The sequence below is a fragment of the Ancylobacter novellus DSM 506 genome (assembly GCF_000092925.1).
Classification (GTDB): Bacteria; Pseudomonadota; Alphaproteobacteria; order Rhizobiales; family Xanthobacteraceae; genus Ancylobacter; species Ancylobacter novellus.
Genome location: NC_014217.1, coordinates 2,513,132 through 2,529,841 on the forward strand (window position 1 = coordinate 2,513,132; position 16,710 = coordinate 2,529,841).

Annotated in this window: 16 protein-coding genes; 11 read left to right on the forward strand and 5 right to left on the reverse strand. The window is 67.7% G+C overall.

Annotated elements, in window-relative coordinates; translation table 11 throughout:
- Positions 1-4: 4 nt before the first annotated feature.
- Entirely contained in the window at positions 5-1,279 is a 1,275-nt protein-coding gene (locus SNOV_RS11965; protein ID WP_013167197.1) for an ABC transporter substrate-binding protein, read from the reverse strand.
- A gap of 323 nt (positions 1,280-1,602) precedes the next feature.
- On the opposite strand from SNOV_RS11965, the gene SNOV_RS11970 reads away from it, so the two are divergent.
- Complete coding sequence (locus SNOV_RS11970; protein WP_013167198.1) at positions 1,603-1,965, forward strand: antibiotic biosynthesis monooxygenase family protein; 363 nt, start codon at positions 1,603-1,605, stop codon at positions 1,963-1,965.
- 4 nt (positions 1,966-1,969) lie between these two features.
- On the opposite strand, the gene SNOV_RS11975 is transcribed toward SNOV_RS11970, so the two are convergent.
- Positions 1,970-3,082 carry a Zn-dependent alcohol dehydrogenase gene (locus SNOV_RS11975; RefSeq protein ID WP_013167199.1) on the reverse strand — a complete coding sequence of 371 codons (1,113 nt, stop codon included), beginning with the start codon at positions 3,080-3,082 and terminating at the stop codon, positions 1,970-1,972.
- Positions 3,083-3,308: 226 nt separating this feature from the next.
- On the opposite strand from SNOV_RS11975, the gene SNOV_RS11980 reads away from it, so the two are divergent.
- From SNOV_RS11980 to SNOV_RS11995, 4 genes are all read left to right on the forward strand, one after another.
- The gene (locus tag SNOV_RS11980; protein WP_013167200.1) at positions 3,309-4,118 is read left to right on the forward strand and encodes a sterol desaturase family protein; all 810 of its coding nucleotides are present in this window, start codon (positions 3,309-3,311) and stop codon (positions 4,116-4,118) included.
- A 38-nt stretch (positions 4,119-4,156) separates the two neighbouring features.
- The gene (locus SNOV_RS11985; RefSeq protein ID WP_013167201.1) at positions 4,157-4,552 is read left to right on the forward strand and encodes a hypothetical protein; all 396 of its coding nucleotides are present in this window, start codon (positions 4,157-4,159) and stop codon (positions 4,550-4,552) included.
- Positions 4,553-4,614: 62 nt separating this feature from the next.
- Positions 4,615-4,797: a hypothetical protein gene (locus SNOV_RS11990; protein WP_013167202.1), complete on the forward strand. Its 183-nt coding sequence runs from the start codon at positions 4,615-4,617 to the stop codon at positions 4,795-4,797.
- A 310-nt stretch (positions 4,798-5,107) separates the two neighbouring features.
- Positions 5,108-7,180: an ATP-dependent helicase gene (locus SNOV_RS11995; protein WP_013167203.1), complete on the forward strand. Its 2,073-nt coding sequence runs from the start codon at positions 5,108-5,110 to the stop codon at positions 7,178-7,180.
- Between the two features lie 331 nt (positions 7,181-7,511).
- Here the strand turns inward: SNOV_RS11995 and SNOV_RS12000 are convergent, their stop codons facing one another.
- Positions 7,512-7,739 (reverse strand): helix-turn-helix domain-containing protein, encoded by a 228-nt coding sequence (locus SNOV_RS12000; protein ID WP_013167204.1) that lies wholly within the window; start codon positions 7,737-7,739, stop codon positions 7,512-7,514.
- A 96-nt stretch (positions 7,740-7,835) separates the two neighbouring features.
- Here SNOV_RS12000 and SNOV_RS12005 point away from each other — a divergent pair, with 96 nt between their 5' ends.
- Genes SNOV_RS12005 through mnhG form a run of 6 tightly spaced genes read left to right on the forward strand, consistent with a single transcriptional unit; the run spans position 7,836 to position 13,901 of the window.
- A complete protein-coding gene (locus tag SNOV_RS12005; RefSeq protein WP_013167205.1) occupies positions 7,836-10,751 on the forward strand; it encodes a monovalent cation/H+ antiporter subunit A in 2,916 nt (971 codons plus the stop codon).
- Between the two features lie 13 nt (positions 10,752-10,764).
- Complete coding sequence (locus SNOV_RS12010) at positions 10,765-11,109, forward strand: Na+/H+ antiporter subunit C (protein ID WP_013167206.1); 345 nt, start codon at positions 10,765-10,767, stop codon at positions 11,107-11,109.
- Entirely contained in the window at positions 11,106-12,770 is a 1,665-nt protein-coding gene (locus SNOV_RS12015; RefSeq protein ID WP_013167207.1) for a monovalent cation/H+ antiporter subunit D, read from the forward strand. The genes SNOV_RS12010 and SNOV_RS12015 overlap by 4 nt, the downstream gene beginning before the upstream one ends.
- Positions 12,767-13,264 (forward strand): Na+/H+ antiporter subunit E, encoded by a 498-nt coding sequence (locus tag SNOV_RS12020; protein WP_013167208.1) that lies wholly within the window; start codon positions 12,767-12,769, stop codon positions 13,262-13,264. The genes SNOV_RS12015 and SNOV_RS12020 overlap by 4 nt, the downstream gene beginning before the upstream one ends.
- Positions 13,261-13,542 (forward strand): K+/H+ antiporter subunit F, encoded by a 282-nt coding sequence (locus SNOV_RS12025; protein WP_013167209.1) that lies wholly within the window; start codon positions 13,261-13,263, stop codon positions 13,540-13,542. The genes SNOV_RS12020 and SNOV_RS12025 overlap by 4 nt, the downstream gene beginning before the upstream one ends.
- Positions 13,539-13,901: a monovalent cation/H(+) antiporter subunit G gene (gene mnhG / locus SNOV_RS12030; RefSeq protein ID WP_013167210.1), complete on the forward strand. Its 363-nt coding sequence runs from the start codon at positions 13,539-13,541 to the stop codon at positions 13,899-13,901. Before SNOV_RS12025 ends, mnhG begins: the two co-directional genes overlap by 4 nt.
- A 6-nt stretch (positions 13,902-13,907) precedes the next feature.
- On the opposite strand, the gene SNOV_RS12035 is transcribed toward mnhG, so the two are convergent.
- Entirely contained in the window at positions 13,908-16,235 is a 2,328-nt protein-coding gene (locus SNOV_RS12035; protein WP_013167211.1) for an ATP-binding protein, read from the reverse strand.
- A gap of 183 nt (positions 16,236-16,418) precedes the next feature.
- Positions 16,419-16,682: a hypothetical protein gene (locus tag SNOV_RS12040; protein WP_244412743.1), complete on the reverse strand. Its 264-nt coding sequence runs from the start codon at positions 16,680-16,682 to the stop codon at positions 16,419-16,421.
- Between the last annotated feature and the right edge of the window lie 28 nt (positions 16,683-16,710).

A 16,710-nucleotide genomic window follows, 5' to 3' on the forward strand; every position in this document is an offset into this window, starting at 1 on the left:
TCCCTCAGGCCGGCAGCTTGGCGGTCTTGAGCCACTCCCAGAAGTCCATTCCCGGCGGCTTCTGGAGCTGGTCGGCGGTGTAGGCGTTCACGGTCTTCAGCGTCGGGAAGTCGTAATTGTTCTCGTTGGTCGACAGGCCCTGATAGAACACCTGCTCGGCGATCTTGTCGGCGCGGAAGCGCCCCGGTCCGCCGAGGCTATGCACTTCCTGTTTCGGGATTGAATCGATGATCTCGTCGAGCTTCGGCCAGCGGCCCGTCGCCTTGGCCGCCGCCTCGGTGCCGGCCTTGTAGGCGGCGAGCGCGAAATAGGCGCGGTCGGCCTCCCAGTGCGGGGCCTCCTTGTAGCGGTCCATATAGTCCGCGACGAAGGCCTTCTGCAGCGGCGAGGCGTCGGGCAGCGCGAAATAGAGCGTGTTGTGCCCGAAGATAATGTTCTCCGGCATGAAGCTCTTCTTGAGCTGGTTGAGCTGCCAGCCGGCGGCGGGAAGCGCGAGGTTCACGCCCTCGAACAGCCCGGCGGCGCTGCCCTGCTTCATGAACACCGGCAGATCGGCGAACAGCATGGACGAGAAGATGAAGTCGGGCTTGGCCGCCTTCAGCGCCGCGATGTGCGAGGTGAGGTCCATGGTGCCGACCTTGGGCCACTGCTCGGCCACCACCTCGTATTGCACGCCCGCGCGGGTGAGGATCTGCCGGAACGCCTCCCAGTTGTTGCGCCCGTAGGAGTAGTCGGGATTGATGCCGGCGACACGCTTGATCTTGTTGCCGAAATACTTGACCGACAGCAGCGAGGACATGACCGCCTCGCACTCATTGTCGGTGGAGCGGAACACGTAGCGCGCCTTGGGCATCGCCTCCTTCACGCCGTCCTGGGTGGTTCCGTCCCACATGATGAGCAGCGCCTGCTCTTCCTCGGCGACCGGGGCGACGCCCATGGAAACGCCGGTGGAGATCAGGCCCTGCACGCAGTCCACCTTCTCCTGAAGCACCAGGCGGCGGAAGCGCTCGATCGTGTCCTTCGGGGAAGTCTCCTCCTCGAAGACCAGCTCGACCGGGCGGCCGGCGATGCCGCCGTCCTTGTTCATGCGCTCGGCGGCCCACTGCACCGCGCGGATGCCGCATTCGCCGACCGTACCCATGGCGCCGGAGCGCGGGGCGAGAATGCCGATGCGGACAGGTTTGGATTGGGCGATAGCCGGAGCGAAGACACCCGGCACGGAAGCGGCAAGACCGGCAGCACCGATCCCCCGCAGCACGGAGCGGCGGTTGAGATTCATTGATTTCCTCCCCTCGCGGGTCTTATGCCCGCCGTAGGTCCTGACATATCATAAATATGCAGACTGAATGTCTGGCAAGGAATAATTTTGACTTAGATCAATTTGTGATCGCTCGACGACGCCTGCGTTCGCTCGCAAAGCGATGCTGCGCCTGGGTTTTGCGACGCCGACGGGTGAACCCGGCTACCGCGTCGGAAACAATCGAACTGACATATCTTCAGGATATTTCACGCCGCCGGAGCTTTACACGACGCCCGGCGCGGCAGCAGGATGACCGGCAATACCAACCGCGAAAGCGAGAAATGAGGGAAGGGAGCCCCGCCATGATCGCCGTGATTTTCGAGGTCTGGCCCGCCGAGGGCGAGCGCCAGCACTATCTCGACATCGCCGCCGCGCTGCGCGCCGACCTCGCCGAGGTCGACGGCTTCATCTCGGTCGAGCGCTTCCAGAGCCTCACCGACCCGGAAAAGATGCTCTCGCTGTCGATCTGGCGCGACGAGGAAGCGGTCCGCCAATGGCGCAACCGCGCCAATCACCGAAAGGCGCAGGCCGAGGGGCGCCACGGCGTGTTCCGCGACTACCGGCTGCGCATTGCCGAGGTGTCGCGCGACTACGGCCTGAGCGACCGCGCGCAGGCGCCGAACGACAGCCGGCAGGCCCATGCACCCGTGAGCATCGCTATATAGCCGGCTAATCGAACATGATGACGCTGCGGATCGCCTCGCCGCGCTTCAACGCGGCGAAGCCGTCATTGATCTCGTCGAGCGCGATGCGGGCGGTGATGAGTTCGTCAAGCTTCAGCCGCCCGTCGAGATAGCCCTTTGCCAACAGCGGGAAATCCCGTTCCGGTCGTGCGCCGCCATAGGAGGAGCGGCGGATGCGCTTCTCGCCCATCAGCGAGCCCCAGCGGAAGGCGACGTCCTTCGCCACATCGATCTTGCCGAGCCAGATCACCTCGCCGCCGGGCCGCACCGCCTCGGCACTGGTGCGGAAAGCGGCGGGACTTCCCGCCGATTCCAGCACCACATCGGCGCCGCGCCCCTTCGTGGCCGCCCGCGCGACGTCCGTCGCGTCTCCGCGGGTGGCATTGACCAGCCGGGTTGCGCCCATGACGGCGGCAAGGTCGAGCTTGTCGTCGCTGAGGTCGACCGCGATGATCTCGCCGGCGCCGGCCAGCCGCGCGCCCTGCACCGCCGCCAGCCCTACCGCGCCGCAGCCCAGCACCATCACGGTGTCGCCGGGTGATATCGAGGCGATGTTCATCGCCGCCCCTGCCCCGGTCATCACCCCGCAGCCGATCAGACAGGCGCGATCGAACGGGATCTCGCGCGGCACCGGAATCGCCTGCTGGTCCGGCACGATGCAGTACTCGCCGAAGGCGCCGAGGAACATCAGTTGGCGCAGTTCGCGGCCGTCGGCGAGCCTTGCCCGCGGCGCGCCGTCGAAGGCCAGCGCCTTCGGCCCCTCGCTGAGATAGCCCTCGCACAGGATCGGCAGCGAGCGGTCGCAGTAGAAGCAGCCGCCGCAATGCGGGTTCCAGGACAGCACCACATGGTCGCCCGGCTTCACCCCGCGCGCGTCCGGCCCGACCTCCTCTACGATGCCTGCCGCCTCATGGCCGAGCACGATCGGCATGGGGTAGCGCAGACCGCCCTCGATCACCTCGAGATCGGTGTGGCACAGCCCCGCCGCTTTGATGCGCACCAGCACGTCGGAGGCGCGAAGCGGTTCGGCGATCACGGTCTCGATGGTGAGCGGCGCGTGCGCCTCGTGCAGCACCGCGGCCCGGTAGCTCAGGCTCATCTTTCTCTCCCGGAAGCGTGTTCTCCAGCGCCGCGGGACGGCGCCGCGATGGCGCAACCGACCGGAACACTGCCATTTTCCCGATCTTCAGGGGCGGGCGATCAAGCGGCTTGCCATCTAATGTAACACTGATATGTTAGATGCATTCTTGTCGTAGGGCAACAGCGCGGATAGCGCGCGGCCCAGACGCTCACGCCTTCAGAAAATGCCCGCCAAGGAGGACGACATGGAACTCGCCGTCAGCTCGATGACCGAGCGCCAGAGGAAATACCGCGCCACCTACCGCGAGCGCGTCGCCGGCTGGTACAATGGCTGGCTGCACATCGCGGTGATCTACACGATCGGCTTCACCGCCCTTTACGTGTACGTCTCGAACATCGCGAATGTGGCGTGGTGGGAGTGGCTCACCGTCCCGGTGGTGTTCCTGTTCTGCAATTTCTTTGAATGGGCGCTGCACCGCTACGTGATGCACCGGCCCTCGCGCATCCCGCTGCTGCGCGCGGTCTATAACCGCCACACGCTGATGCACCATCAGTTCTTCACCGAGGAGGAGATGCGCTTCGCCGATCATCACGACTGGCGCGTCACCTTCTTCCCGCCCTATGCGCTGGTGACCTTCACGCTGATGTCGATCCCCGGCGCCGTGGTGCTGTCCTGGCTGGTCTCGCCCAATGTCGGCTGGCTGTTCATCACCACCACGACCTCGGTGTACCTGCTCTACGAGTTCATGCACTTCACCACGCATATCGACGAGAACTGGTTCGTGCGGAACATGCCGTTCATCAACACGAACCGGCGCCACCATGCCGCGCACCACAACCAGTCGATCATGATGGAGAGGAACATGAACCTCACCTTCCCGATCATGGACTGGGCGTTCGGCACCTCGGATCTCGATCGCGGCTTCCTCGGCCATCTCTTCAACGGCTACGACACCCGCTACATCAAGCGGGACATGCGCAAGACCTCGCGCACGCCGCGGCCCGCCGGAGCCGATGCCGCAGCCGGTTCCATGACCCGGCAGCCCGCCGAATAGCGCGCGGCCTTCCTGCTCACAGCCTCAAGGAGACCGTCATGGCCGCACTCGAGCCGAACGTGATCGCGCTTGCCTGGTTCGCCCTGTTCTCGACGCTGTGCTGCGTCGGCTTCCTCATCCTCTCGGGCTCGTTCCCGCTCAGCGCCGCGAAGGAGCGCGGGCAGGCCTCCAGTCCCGCCCTCGCGCTCCTCAACGGCGCGCTGATGCTGGTGCTGGTGGGGTTCACCCTCGCCTTCGGCCTGATCGAGCTGCGCGTCACCAGCGTCATCGTGGTGGCGGGCCTCGCCTTCCTGTTCGCGCCGGCCTCGTTCGAGATCTGGCCGGAGCGCTGGAAGGATGGCCGCGCCGTCCTCGCCATCATGGCGCTCGCCCAGATGGGCGCCCTTGCCGCGCTCTACCAGGTCGGCGGCGAAGTTCTCGCGCCCCTGGTGTGAACACGGGAGAGGAAACGCCATGAACCAACACCACCCGTCACGCCCGGAAAACGGAGCCAGCCATGCCCACAATTGTGAAGCTCACCATCTCGCTGATCGTGATCCTTGTCGCGGCTGCGGGCTATGCCCTGCAGGCGCATCTCGGTCAGGTCGGCCCGAAATACGCGGTGCTGTTCCTCGGAGCCTTCATGGTGATCGCCATGTGGCTGTTCCCGGAGGTCAGCCGTAAGGAGATCCGCAAATAGCGCAACGCCGCTGACACCGCCTTCCAGACGCAATAGCCCGGCCCGATCCACAGGCCGGGTTTCTTTTGTGAGACTCCGGTGGCAGCGGCGGTTTTGATGAAAGTCGGAACGACGTCTTCACCGCTAGCTGGCGATAACCAGCTCGGTTCCGGCGGCGACCAGTGCCTTCAACACCCGAAGACGTGGATGGCCGGGTCAAGCCCGGCCATGACGGTGCTTGAAACCGCCACGCCGCGTCCCCCCGGTTGCGAACAAAACGGGAAACGTGTTTGCCTGCCCGCTGCCCTCTCCGACAGCGATTCGTGCCCCGATGCAGCCTGCCGCCTATCTCGACAAGCTGAACCCGCAGCAGCGGCGGGCGGTCGAGCACGGCATCGCCGGTCCCGGCGACGTCACCGGCGGGCCGCTGCTGGTCATCGCCGGCGCAGGCTCGGGCAAGACCAACACGCTCGCCCACCGCGTCGCCCATCTCATCGTCAACGGCGCCGACCCGCGCCGCATCATGCTGCTGACCTTCTCGCGCCGCGCCGCGGCCGAGATGACGCGCCGCGTCGAGCGCATCGCCGCCCATGTGCTCGGCCCGAATGCGGCCGTGCTCACCGAGGGGCTGACCTTTGCCGGCACCTTCCACGGCGTCGGCGCGCGGCTGCTGCGCGACTATGCGGTGCAGATCGGCCTCGACCCGAACTTCACCATCCATGACCGCGAGGACAGCGCCGACCTCATCAACCTCGTGCGCCACGAGCTCGGCTTCTCCAGAACCGAGAAGCGCTTCCCCGCCAAGGGCACGCTGATCGCCATCTATTCCCGTGCGGTGAATGCCGAGCAGCCGCTCGAAGAGGTGATCGGCCGCGCCTTCCCCTGGTGTGCCGGCTGGAACGCCGAGCTGAAGGCGCTGTTCGCCGCCTATGTCGAGGCCAAGCAGCGCCAAAACGTGCTCGATTACGACGATCTGCTGCTCTACTGGGCGCAGATGGTCGGCGAGCCCTCGATCGCCGCCGACCTCGCCGGGCGCTTCGACCATGTGCTGATCGACGAATATCAGGACACCAACCGGCTGCAGGCCTCCATCCTGCTCGGGCTGAAGCCGGACGGGCGCGGCCTCACCGTGGTCGGCGACGATGCGCAGTCGATCTATTCCTTCCGCGCCGCCACGGTGCGCAACATCCTCGACTTTCCCGGGCACTTCTCGCCCCGCGCGGACACCGTCATGCTGGAGCAGAACTACCGCTCGAGCCAGCCGATCCTCGCCGCCGCCAATGCGGTGATCGACTTCGCCGCCGAGCGCTACGCCAAGAACCTCTGGTCCGACCGCGCCTCCACCGAGCGGCCGATCCTGGTCAGCGTGCGCGACGAGATCGAGCAGGCGAACTTCGTCGCCACCCGCATCCTGGAGAACCGCGAGGACGGCATCGCGCTGAAGTCGCAGGCGGTGCTGTTCCGTGCCGCCCATCATTCGGGGCCGCTGGAAGTCGAGCTCACCCGCCGCAACATTCCCTTCGTGAAGTTCGGCGGACTGAAATTCCTCGATTCCGCCCATGTGAAGGACGTGCTGGCGGCGCTGCGCTTCGTCGAGAACCCGCGCGACCGCGTCGCTGGCTTCCGCGTGCTGCGGCTGCTCGACGGCCTCGGCCCCGCCACCGCCGGGCGCATCCTCGACGAGGTGGCCACCTCCGATGCGCTGGTGCCGGCGCTGGAAGGCTTCGCGCCCCCGGCCCGCACGGCACAGGACTGGCCGGCCTTCCTCGCCATGATCAGCGAATTGAAGGGCAAGGCCGCCGGCTGGCCGGGCGAGCTCGACCTCGTGTGGCAATGGTACGAGCCGCTGCTGGAGCGCCTGCACGAGGACGCCGCAAGCCGTCAGGCCGATCTCGTGCAGCTGGCGCAGATCGCCGGCGGCTATGCCTCGCGCGAGCGCTTCCTCACCGAGCTGACGCTGGACCCGCCCGACGCCACCAGCGCCGAGGCCGGCCCGCCGCATCTCGACGAGGACTATGTCATCCTCTCCACCATCCATTCCGCTAAGGGGCAGGAATGGAAGAAGGTCTTCGTGCTCAACGTGGTCGACGGCTGCATCCCCATCGATCTCGGCGTCGGCACCAAGGACGAGATCGAGGAGGAACGGCGCCTGCTCTATGTCGCCATGACGCGGGCTAAGGACAGCCTGCACCTGATGGTGCCGCAGCGCTTCTTCACCCACGGTCAGGCCGCGCGCGGCGACCGGCACGTCTATGCCGCGCGCACCCGCTTCATCCCGCCGACCATACTGAACCGCTTCGCCGCCACCTCCTGGCCGCCGGCAGCTCCCGCGGAGCCGGGCCAGCGACCGGTGGACACCCCGCGCATCGACATCGGCGCCCGCATGCGCGCCATGTGGAAGTAGCCCTGTCCCCTTCCCTCATCCCCGGGCTGGACCCGGGGACCCAGACTTTCTTGCTGCGCCCGGACACTGGGTGGCCAGAACTCGGGCTTGCCCGAGTTCTGTATTGGGAAGACCGAAGTCGGCAATTGCCGACTTCGGGTCAGGCCCGGCCATGAGGGCAAGAGGATGATCCACCCTCATCCGGAGGTGCTCGCGCAGCGAGCCTCGAAGGATGATCGCTTCAGCGCACCCCGACGAGCATCCTTCGAGGCCCAGCCATTGGCCGGGCACCTCAGGACGAGGTTCATCAGGGAGAAATCGTACGGCCCTGGTCGAGAGGAGCAGGACCAGATCACCGGATGCGCACGCCCGGTCCGTACTCTCCGGGCGGCAGCAGCATGACGCCGGCATCCTCGAAGGTACGGATGAGCAGGGTTTCGGTGCCGCGATGCAGCACGTGGCGGTGGCATTCGAAGTCGCGGACCGTGCTGCGCGAGACGCCGGCGCGTTCGGCCAGGTGCTCCTGCGTCCAGTTGAGCAGCCCGCGTGCGGCGCGGCATTGTTCGGGCGCCAATTCCATCGTTTCTGCCTTGCGCTAGGTCACCCAAATCAACCATAATGGGCGAAATCACGCAAGGCACCGAGGAATCCGCCCGAAGGGAGGCACCCGCTACCTATGTCCCACGAGACGCTCCTCCTCGTCGCGCTGATCCTGCCCTTCGCAGGCAGCCTGCTGGCGGGGTTTCTGCCGACCCACGCGCGCAACGCCGCGGCGGTCCTGGCCGGGAGCGTGTCGGTGGCGGGCAGCGCCATCGTGGTGTGGCTCTACGCGAGCGTGGCGGATGACGGCCCGGTCCGGCTGTGGATCGACTGGCTGCCGACCCTGGGCCTCGACTTCACCCTGCGGCTCGACGGGCTGGCCTGGCTCTTCGCCATCCTGATCTTCGGCATCGGCGCGCTCGTCGTGCTCTATGCGCGCTACTACATGTCGCGCGAAGACCCGGTGCCGCGCTTCTTCTCCTTCCTGCTCGCCTTCATGGGCTCGATGGTCGGCATCGTGGTGTCCGGCAATCTGGTGCAGATGGTCTTCTTCTGGGAGCTGACCAGCCTCTTCTCCTTCCTGCTCATCGGCTACTGGCACCACACCGCGGCGGCGCGCGACGGCGCGCGCATGGCGCTCACCGTCACCGCCACCGGCGGGCTGTGCCTCCTTGTCGGCGTGCTGCTGATCGGACGCATCGTCGGCAGCTACGACGTCGACCAGATCCTCGCCTCCGGCGAATTGCTGCGCGACAGCGACCTCTATGTGCCGGCGCTGGTGCTGGTGCTGGTGCTGCTCGGCGCCTTCACCAAGAGCGCGCAGTTCCCGTTCCATTTCTGGTTGCCGCACGCCATGGCGGCGCCGACGCCGGTCTCGGCCTATCTGCACTCGGCCACCATGGTGAAGGCCGGCATCTTCCTGATGATGCGGCTCTGGCCGGTCATGGCCGGCACCGACGCCTGGTTCTACACCGTCGTGCCGGCCGGACTGGTGACGCTGCTGCTCGGCGCCTTCGCCGCCATCTACCAGCAGGACCTGAAGGGGCTGCTCGCCTATTCCACCATCAGCCATCTCGGGCTGATTACCCTTCTGCTCGGCCTCGGCAGCCCGCTGGCGGCGGTGGCGGCGATCTTCCACACGCTCAACCACGCCATCTTCAAGGCGTCGCTGTTCATGGCGGCGGGCATCATCGACCACGAGACCGGCACGCGCGATCTGCGCAAGCTCTCCGGCCTCTACCGCTACATGCCCTTCACCGCCTCGCTCGCCATGGTCGCCGCCGCCGCCATGGCCGGCGTGCCGCTGCTCAACGGCTTCATCTCCAAGGAGATGTTCTTCGCCGAAGCGGTGGCCGACCATACCGGCTCGCTGCTCGACGACAGCCTGCCCTATTGGGCGACGCTGGCGGGCGTGTTCAGCGTCACCTATTCCCTGCGCTTCATCTTCGGCGTGTTCTTCGGCCCGCCGCCGGTCGGGCTCGCCCACCGCCCGCACGAGCCGGCGCACTGGATGCGCTTCCCCATCGAGCTGCTGGTGCTGATCTGCCTGATGATCGGCATCGCGCCGGGCGTCACCGTCGGCCCCTTCCTCGCCACCGCGGTGAAGGGCACGCTCGACGGCACCGTCCCCTATTACAGCCTCGCGGTCTGGCACGGCTTCACCCTGCCGCTCTTGATGAGCTTCATCGCGCTCGCCGGCGGCGTGGTGCTCTATCTCCTCCTGCGCCGCTATCTCGACAGCGGCATCGAGGGCCCGCCGCTGCTGCGCGAGCTCAAGGGCCAGCGCATCTTCGAGAAGGTGCTGGTCACGCTGTCCTGGCAATGGGCGCGGGCGGCGGAAGCCACGCTCGGCACGCGGCGCTTGCAGGCGCAGATGCGCATCGTGGTGGCGCTGGCGGTGGTGGCGGCGCTCTCGCCCTTCATCGTCGGCGGGGCGGTCGGCACCGGCGGCCTGCCGGGCACGCGGGTGGCGCCGGGCTTCGCCATTCTCTGGGCGATCGGCATCGCCTGCGCACTCAGCGCCGCCTACCAGGCCAAGTATCATCGCTTCGCCGCGCTGGTGCTGGTCGGCGGCGCCGGCCTCGTCACCTGCGTCACCTTCGTCTGGCTCTCGGCGCCGGACCTGGCGGTGACGCAGCTCCTCGTCGAGATCGTCACCACCGTGCTGCTGCTGCTCGGCCTGCGCTGGCTGCCCAAGCGGATCGAGGACGTCTACCCGACCCGCCCGCCGCTGCCGGTGCTGCTGCGCCGCTACGTCGATTTCGCCATCGCCTGCGGGCTCGGCGGGCTGATGGCCTTCCTGTCCTATTGCCTGATGACCCGCCCGCTGCCGCAGAGCGTCTCCCGCTTCTTCGTCCAGAACGCCTATACGGAGGGCGGCGGCAGCAACATCGTCAACGTCATCCTCGTCGACTTCCGCGCCTTCGACACCATGGGCGAGATCGTGGTGCTGTGCCTCGCCGGCCTCACCGTCTTCGCCCTGCTGCGTCGCTTCCGCCCGGCGCCGGAAAGCATAGAGAGCCCGGAACAGCAGCGCATCCAGGACGCCTATGACGAGGCGGCGCCCGACCGCACGCCCGGCGACACGGTGACCGACTACATGCTCATCCCGCGCCTCATCATGAACTGGCTGTTCCCGGTGATCGCGGTGATGGCGGTCTATCTGTTCATGCGCGGCCACGACCTGCCGGGCGGCGGCTTCGCCGCCGGCGTCACCCTCTCCATCGCCTTCATCGTGCAGTACATGGCGAGCGGCACACGCTGGGTGGAGGACCATTTGCGCGTGCTGCCGCTGCGCTGGATGGGGGCGGGCCTGCTCATCTCGGCGGGCACGGGAGCCGGCTCCCTCTGGTTCGGCTATCCCTTCCTGACCTCGTATTTCCAGTATCTGGACGTCCCCTTCATCGGCAAGGTGCCGGCGGCGAGCGCGCTGCTGTTCGACCTCGGCGTGTTCGCCCTGGTGGTCGGCGCCACGGTGCTGGTGCTCATCGCCCTCGCCCACCAGTCGCTGCGCTCCAATCGCGCGTCCCAGGCAGCGGAAGGGGCCGACTGATGGAGATGATGCGATGGAGATGATCCTTGCGATCGGCATCGGCGTCTTCGCCGCCTCGGGCGTGTGGCTGATCCTGCGCCCGCGCACCTATCAGGTGATCATCGGCCTGTCGCTGATCTCCTATGCGGTGAACCTGTTCATCTTCAGCATGGGCCGGGTGCGCATCGACGTGCCGCCGGTGCTCAAGTCGGGCGCACCGGGCGATCCGGCGACGCTCGCCGACCCGATGCCGCAGGCGCTGGTGCTCACCGCCATCGTCATCGGCTTCGCCATGACGGCGCTGTTCCTCGTCGTGCTGCTCGCCGCGCGCGGGCGCACCGGCACCGACCATGTCGACGGACGGGAGCCGGACAGATGATCCCCGTCATCGAGCACCTCGCCGTCCTGCCGATCCTGCTGCCGCTGGCGGTCGGCGCCTTCATGCTGCTGTTCGACGAGCGCCGGCGCCTGTTCAAGATGGTGGTGAGCCTCGCCACCGTCGCGACGCTGCTGGCCATCGCGCTGACCCTGGTGGCGCTGGTCGACATGCCGACCGGCGACCGCTGGTCGACCATCATCGTCTATCCGCTCGGCAACTGGCCGCCGCCCTTCGGCATCGTTCTGGTGGTCGACCGGCTCGCCGCGCTCATGCTGCTGGTCACCGCCCTGCTCGCCGGCGCCACGCTGCTCTTCGCCATGGCGCGCTGGCACAAGGCGGGGCCGCGCTTCTACACGCTGTTCCTGCTGCTGCTGACCGGCCTCAACGGCGCCTTTCTCACCGGCGACCTGTTCAACCTGTTCGTCTTCTTCGAGATCCTGCTCGCCGCCTCCTACGGGCTGGTGCTGCACGGCTCGGGCACGGCGCGGGTGCGCGCGGGGTTGCACTACATCCCGATCAACCTCGTCGCCTCCTCGCTCTTCCTCATAGGCGTCAGCCTGATCTACGGCGTCACCGGCACGCTCAACATGGCCGACCTCAGCCGGATGATGCCGACGCTGGAGCCGCAGTCGCGCATGCTGATGGAGGCGGGCGCGGCCGTGCTCGGCATCGCTTTCCTGGTGAAAGCCGGCATGTGGCCGCTGAGCTTCTGGCTTCCGACCACCTATGCCGCCGCCTGCGCGCCCATCGCCGCCATGTTCGCCATCATGACCAAGGTCGGCATCTATGTGATCCTGCGCCTGTTCCTGCTGTGCTTCGGCGACGAGGCCGGCGCCTCGGCCGATTTCGGCGCGCTCTGGCTCTATTATGGCGGGCTCGCCACCATCGTCTTCGGCGGCATCGGCGTGCTCGCCTCGCAGTCCATGCAGCGGCTCGGCGGCTATGCGGTGCTGGTCTCCTCCGGCACGCTGCTCGCCGCCATCGGCACCGGCAACAGCGCGGTGATCTCCGGCGCGCTGTTCTATCTCGTCACCTCCACCTTTGCCATCGGCGCCTATTTCCTGCTGGTCGAGCTGATCGAGCGCGGCCAGGCGGCCGGCGCCGACGTGCTCGCCGTCACGCTGGAGATCTTCGGCGACCCGGAGGAGGACATCGAGGACGAGGACGAGGAGGTCGGCGTCGCCATTCCGGCGACCATCGCCATACTGGGCGGCGCCTTCGTCGCCTGCACGGCGCTGCTCGCCGGCCTGCCGCCGCTGTCGGGCTTCATCGCCAAGTTCGCCATGCTCTCGGCGCTGATGAACGAGGCCGGCGATATCCCGGTCTCGCACTGGGTCTTCGTCTTCGTGCTCATGGCCTCGGGCCTCGCCACGCTGATCGCCATGAGCCGCAACGGCATACGCACGCTGTGGGTGCCGACGGAGACCGAGATCCCGCGCGTGCGCGCCATCGAGGCGATCCCGGTCGGGGCGCTGCTGTTCCTCTGCGTGGCGCTCACCGTGATGGGCGGTCCGGCCATGCGCTACATGGAGGCGACGGCGCAGATCCTCTACTGGCCCAGCGAATATTCGCGCGACGTGCTCGGCTCCGCGTCGGCCGGCACGATCTCCGGCGCGCCCATCACGCCGGTGCCGGCGTCCTCCCAGGGAGGCGCGCCATGACCCTGCTCCGGCGGGTGCTGCCGCATCCCTTCCTGTTCCTCGCCTTGCTCGGCATGTGGCTGCTGATGACGCAGAGCCTGTCGACCGGGCAGATCCTGCTCGGCGCGCTGGTCGCCTTCGGCGGCTGCTGGGCCATGGTGGCGCTCGATCCCGAGCCGGCACGCATCGGCCGCCCCCTCGCCATCGCCCGGCTGGCGGGCCGCGTCTTCGTCGACGTCTTCCGCTCGAATGTCGCGGTCGGCCGCATCATCCTCGGCGACGAGGAGAAGCGCACCCATTCCGGCTTCATGAGCCTGAAGCTCGATCTCACCGACCGCTACGGCCTCGCCGTTCTCGCCATCGTGCTGACCTGCACGCCCGGTACGCAGTGGGTACACTACGATCCCACGCGCGGCGTCCTCACCCTGCATGTGCTCGACCTGGTCGACGAGAAGCATTGGGTGCGCACGATCAAGCAGCGCTACGAGACCCTGCTGATGGAGATCTTCGAATGAGCGCGATGATCCTCGGCTGGTCGATCACGGCGGCGCAGGTGCTGCTGGGCTTCGCCATGGCCTGCGCGGCGCTGCGCTTCATCCGCGGGCCGCGCGCGCAGGACCGCATCATCGGCCTCGACACCTTCTATGTGAACGCCATGCTGATGCTTATCACCATCGGCATACGCAGCGGCGCGACGCTGTATTTCGAGGCGGCGCTGATCATCGGCCTGCTCGGCTTCGTCGGCACGGTGGCGCTCGCCAAGTTCCTCATGCGCGGCGAGGTGATCGAATGAGCGCGGCTCCCGACCTGCCGCTGTGGGCGGCGCTGCTGGTCTCCGTCCTCATCGTCGGTGGCGCGCTGGTGACGCTGATCGGCTCGATCGGCCTGTGGCGGCTGCCGGACTTCTATGCCCGGCTGCACGCGCCCTCGCTCGGCGCCACCCTCGGCACCGGCGCCATCCTCATCGGGTCGATGATCTGCTTCTCCGTGCTGCGCAGCCGGCCGCTGGTGCACGAGGTGCTGATCGCCGTCTTCGTCACCATCACCACGCCGGTGACGCTGATGCTGCTCTCCCGCGCCTCGCTCTACCGCGACCGGGTGGAGGGCCGCACCGACGTGCCGGCCGAAGACCCCGAACCTACCGAGCCGTGACGTTCCCTACAGCACTTCCTTCAGCTTGGCGGCGAGGCCGCCGAGGGTGAACGGCTTGATCAGCAGGTGCACGCCGTGGTCGAGCACGCCATTGTGGATGATGGCGTTGCGCGTATAGCCGGTGGTGAAGATCACCTTGAGGTCCGGCCGCAGGGCGAGCGCCGCATTGGCGAGCTGGCGCCCGTTCATGGTCGGCATCACCACGTCGGTCAGCAGCACGCGGATCTCGGGATGGGCCTCGAGCTCGTGCAGCGCCGCCGCGCCGCTGTCGGCCTCGATCACGCGGTAGCCGAGCTCGTCGAGCATGGTCCGGCTCATCGCCCGCACCTGCGCGTCGTCCTCGACCAGCAGCACGATCTCGGCATTGCCGCCGCCGGCCACCTCGCCGGCCGCCGCCGGTTCGGCCGGCATCTCGCCGGTGTAGCGCGGGAAGTAGAGCTTCACCGTCGTGCCGTGGCCGACCTCGGAATAGATCTTCACATGCCCGCCCGACTGCTTGACGAAGCCGTGCACCTGGCTGAGGCCGAGCCCGGTGCCCTGCCCCGGCGGCTTGGTGGTGAAGAAGGGATCGAACGCCTTCTCCATCACCGGCTCGGCCATGCCCGAGCCGTTGTCGGTGACGGCGATCAGCACATATTGCCCGGGCGTCACCTCGGGCTGCTGGGTGGCATAGGATTCGTCCAGGAAGGCGTTGGTGGTCTCGATGGTGAGCTTGCCGCCGTCCGGCATGGCGTCGCGCGCGTTCACCGCGAGGTTGAGCAGCACGTTCTCGAACTGGTTCTGGTCGACATTGATGCGCCAGAGCCCGCCGCCATGCACGATTTCGATCTCGATGGTCTCCGGCAGCGAGCCGCGCAAGAGGCCGGACATGCCGCTGACCAGCTTGTTGACGTCGCTCGGCGTCGGCGAGAGCGCCTGACGGCGCGAGAAGGCGAGCAGCCGGCCGGTGAGCTGCACCGCGCGGTCGCCGCCGTCGATGGCGGCGTCGATCAGCGGCTCGAGCTTGCCCTCGCCGCGCTGGAGCCGCCGCTTGACCAGATGCAGGCCGCTGAGGATCACCGCCAGCATGTTGTTGAAGTCGTGGGCGATGCCGCCGGTGAGCTGGCCGATCGCCTCCATCTTCTGCAATTGGCGGATCTTGGCCTCGTTCTCCTCGCTGCGCTGCATCTCGCCGACGAGCTGGCGGTTGGCCGCCTGAAGCTCCTGCGTGCGCAGCGCCACCTGCTTCTCCAGCGTGGTGTTGAGCTTGGCGAGCTCCTCCAGCGCCGCGTCGCGCTCGCGGATGCGCTCGCGTATGGCGTTGCCGCTGGTCTCCAGCACGTCGGCGACCTGCCTGAGCTCGGCGACGTCGGGGCCGACGGGCTCCAGCCGCTCGCCATGGCTGAGCCGCTCGGCATTGCGGGCCAGCGCCCGGATGGGGTTGCTGAAGCGCCGGCTCACCGCCCAGGCGGCGATGAGCGACAGCGCGGCGAGGCCGAGGCCGAGCGCGACCAGCAGCAGCAGCGAGCGCTGCAGCGGACGCTCCAGCGCCGCCTGCGGCACCGCGACCGCGAGTGTCCAGTCCGAAACCGCCGAGCGCCGGTAGAAGATGGTGGAGAGCTCGTCGTCGATCGTCGCGTTACGCTCTATGCCCGGCGTTGGGCCTTCGCCCGGAATGCCCAGCTGCTTCATGTCCTGGCCCACCGACGGATCGCCGGAGCCGGAGCGCGCCACCAGCGCCTGCTTGCCGTCGAGCACCAGCGCCGTCTGGCCCGGCTCGAGGGAGAGGCGGGCGAGGATGCTGCCGATGAGGGTGGTGGGGACGCTGAGGCTGAGATAGGCCGCCACCCGCCCCTCCCGCAGGACGGGCGCGACGACGGCGAAGAGCGGGCGCCGGACGATGAGCCCATGCACGACGGCGGAGACCACTGGCTGGCCGGTCGCCGCCACCTGCAGGTCGGCCTCGCGCAGCGACGTCGCCTCCGGCAGCGGCGTGCCCCACGGCACCGCCGAATTGACCAGCTGCTGGCTGTCGAGGTCGCGCAGCGCGAAGGTGGCCTGCCGCCACCGGGCGACTTCCACCGCATAGCTGTGGAAGTCCCGCAGGTTGTCCATCTTGAGCGAAGGCGACACCGACATCGCCCGCAGGGTGAATTCGAGCCCGATCAGCTCGGCGTCCACCGCCGTGGCGAGCGCGTGGACGGTATCGCGCCCGTCCTGCTCCATGCGGCTGCGCTCGGCATTGGCGAGATTGACCAGCAATATGCCGGAGAACAGCAGCGTGGGCGCCAGCAGCACCACGATCAGCAGGGCGATATGCGTGCGGATCGATGCGGAACTGATGTTGAACGGCATCGCCCTTCCCGGCCCTTCGCGGCTGCTTCGGGCACTCTACAGTGGGGGGAAGGCGTGTCGAGCCTCTTGCGCGGCGGCTCGCGTTAAGCAGCTGATTCCGCCGCGAATTTTCGCCGCCGTCGCAAACGCGGCACACGGCAATGGGTTACCGTGCCGGCGCAGGCGGGAAGGAGCGGCCGCGCCTCAGCGGCGCGGATCGTCGGGCTTGAACGGCGTGCCCTCCGGCGAGCCGTCGACCGTGCGCCGCGTCTTCGGCTCCAGCCGTCCGGCCGTACGCGACGCGGGCTTGCCGTCGGCCGGATGGTTGTCGTTGTCGACCTCGTCGAGCGGCGGCGCCAGCGGATCGGACACCGCCGTCGTGCGGTCGTCGAGCACGGCGTCGACATTGGCGGGATCGACGACGACCGGGTTCTGGTCGAGACGGCGCGGATCGCGGACCATGAGCATGCCTCCATGTTTCCTGTCATGGGGGCAA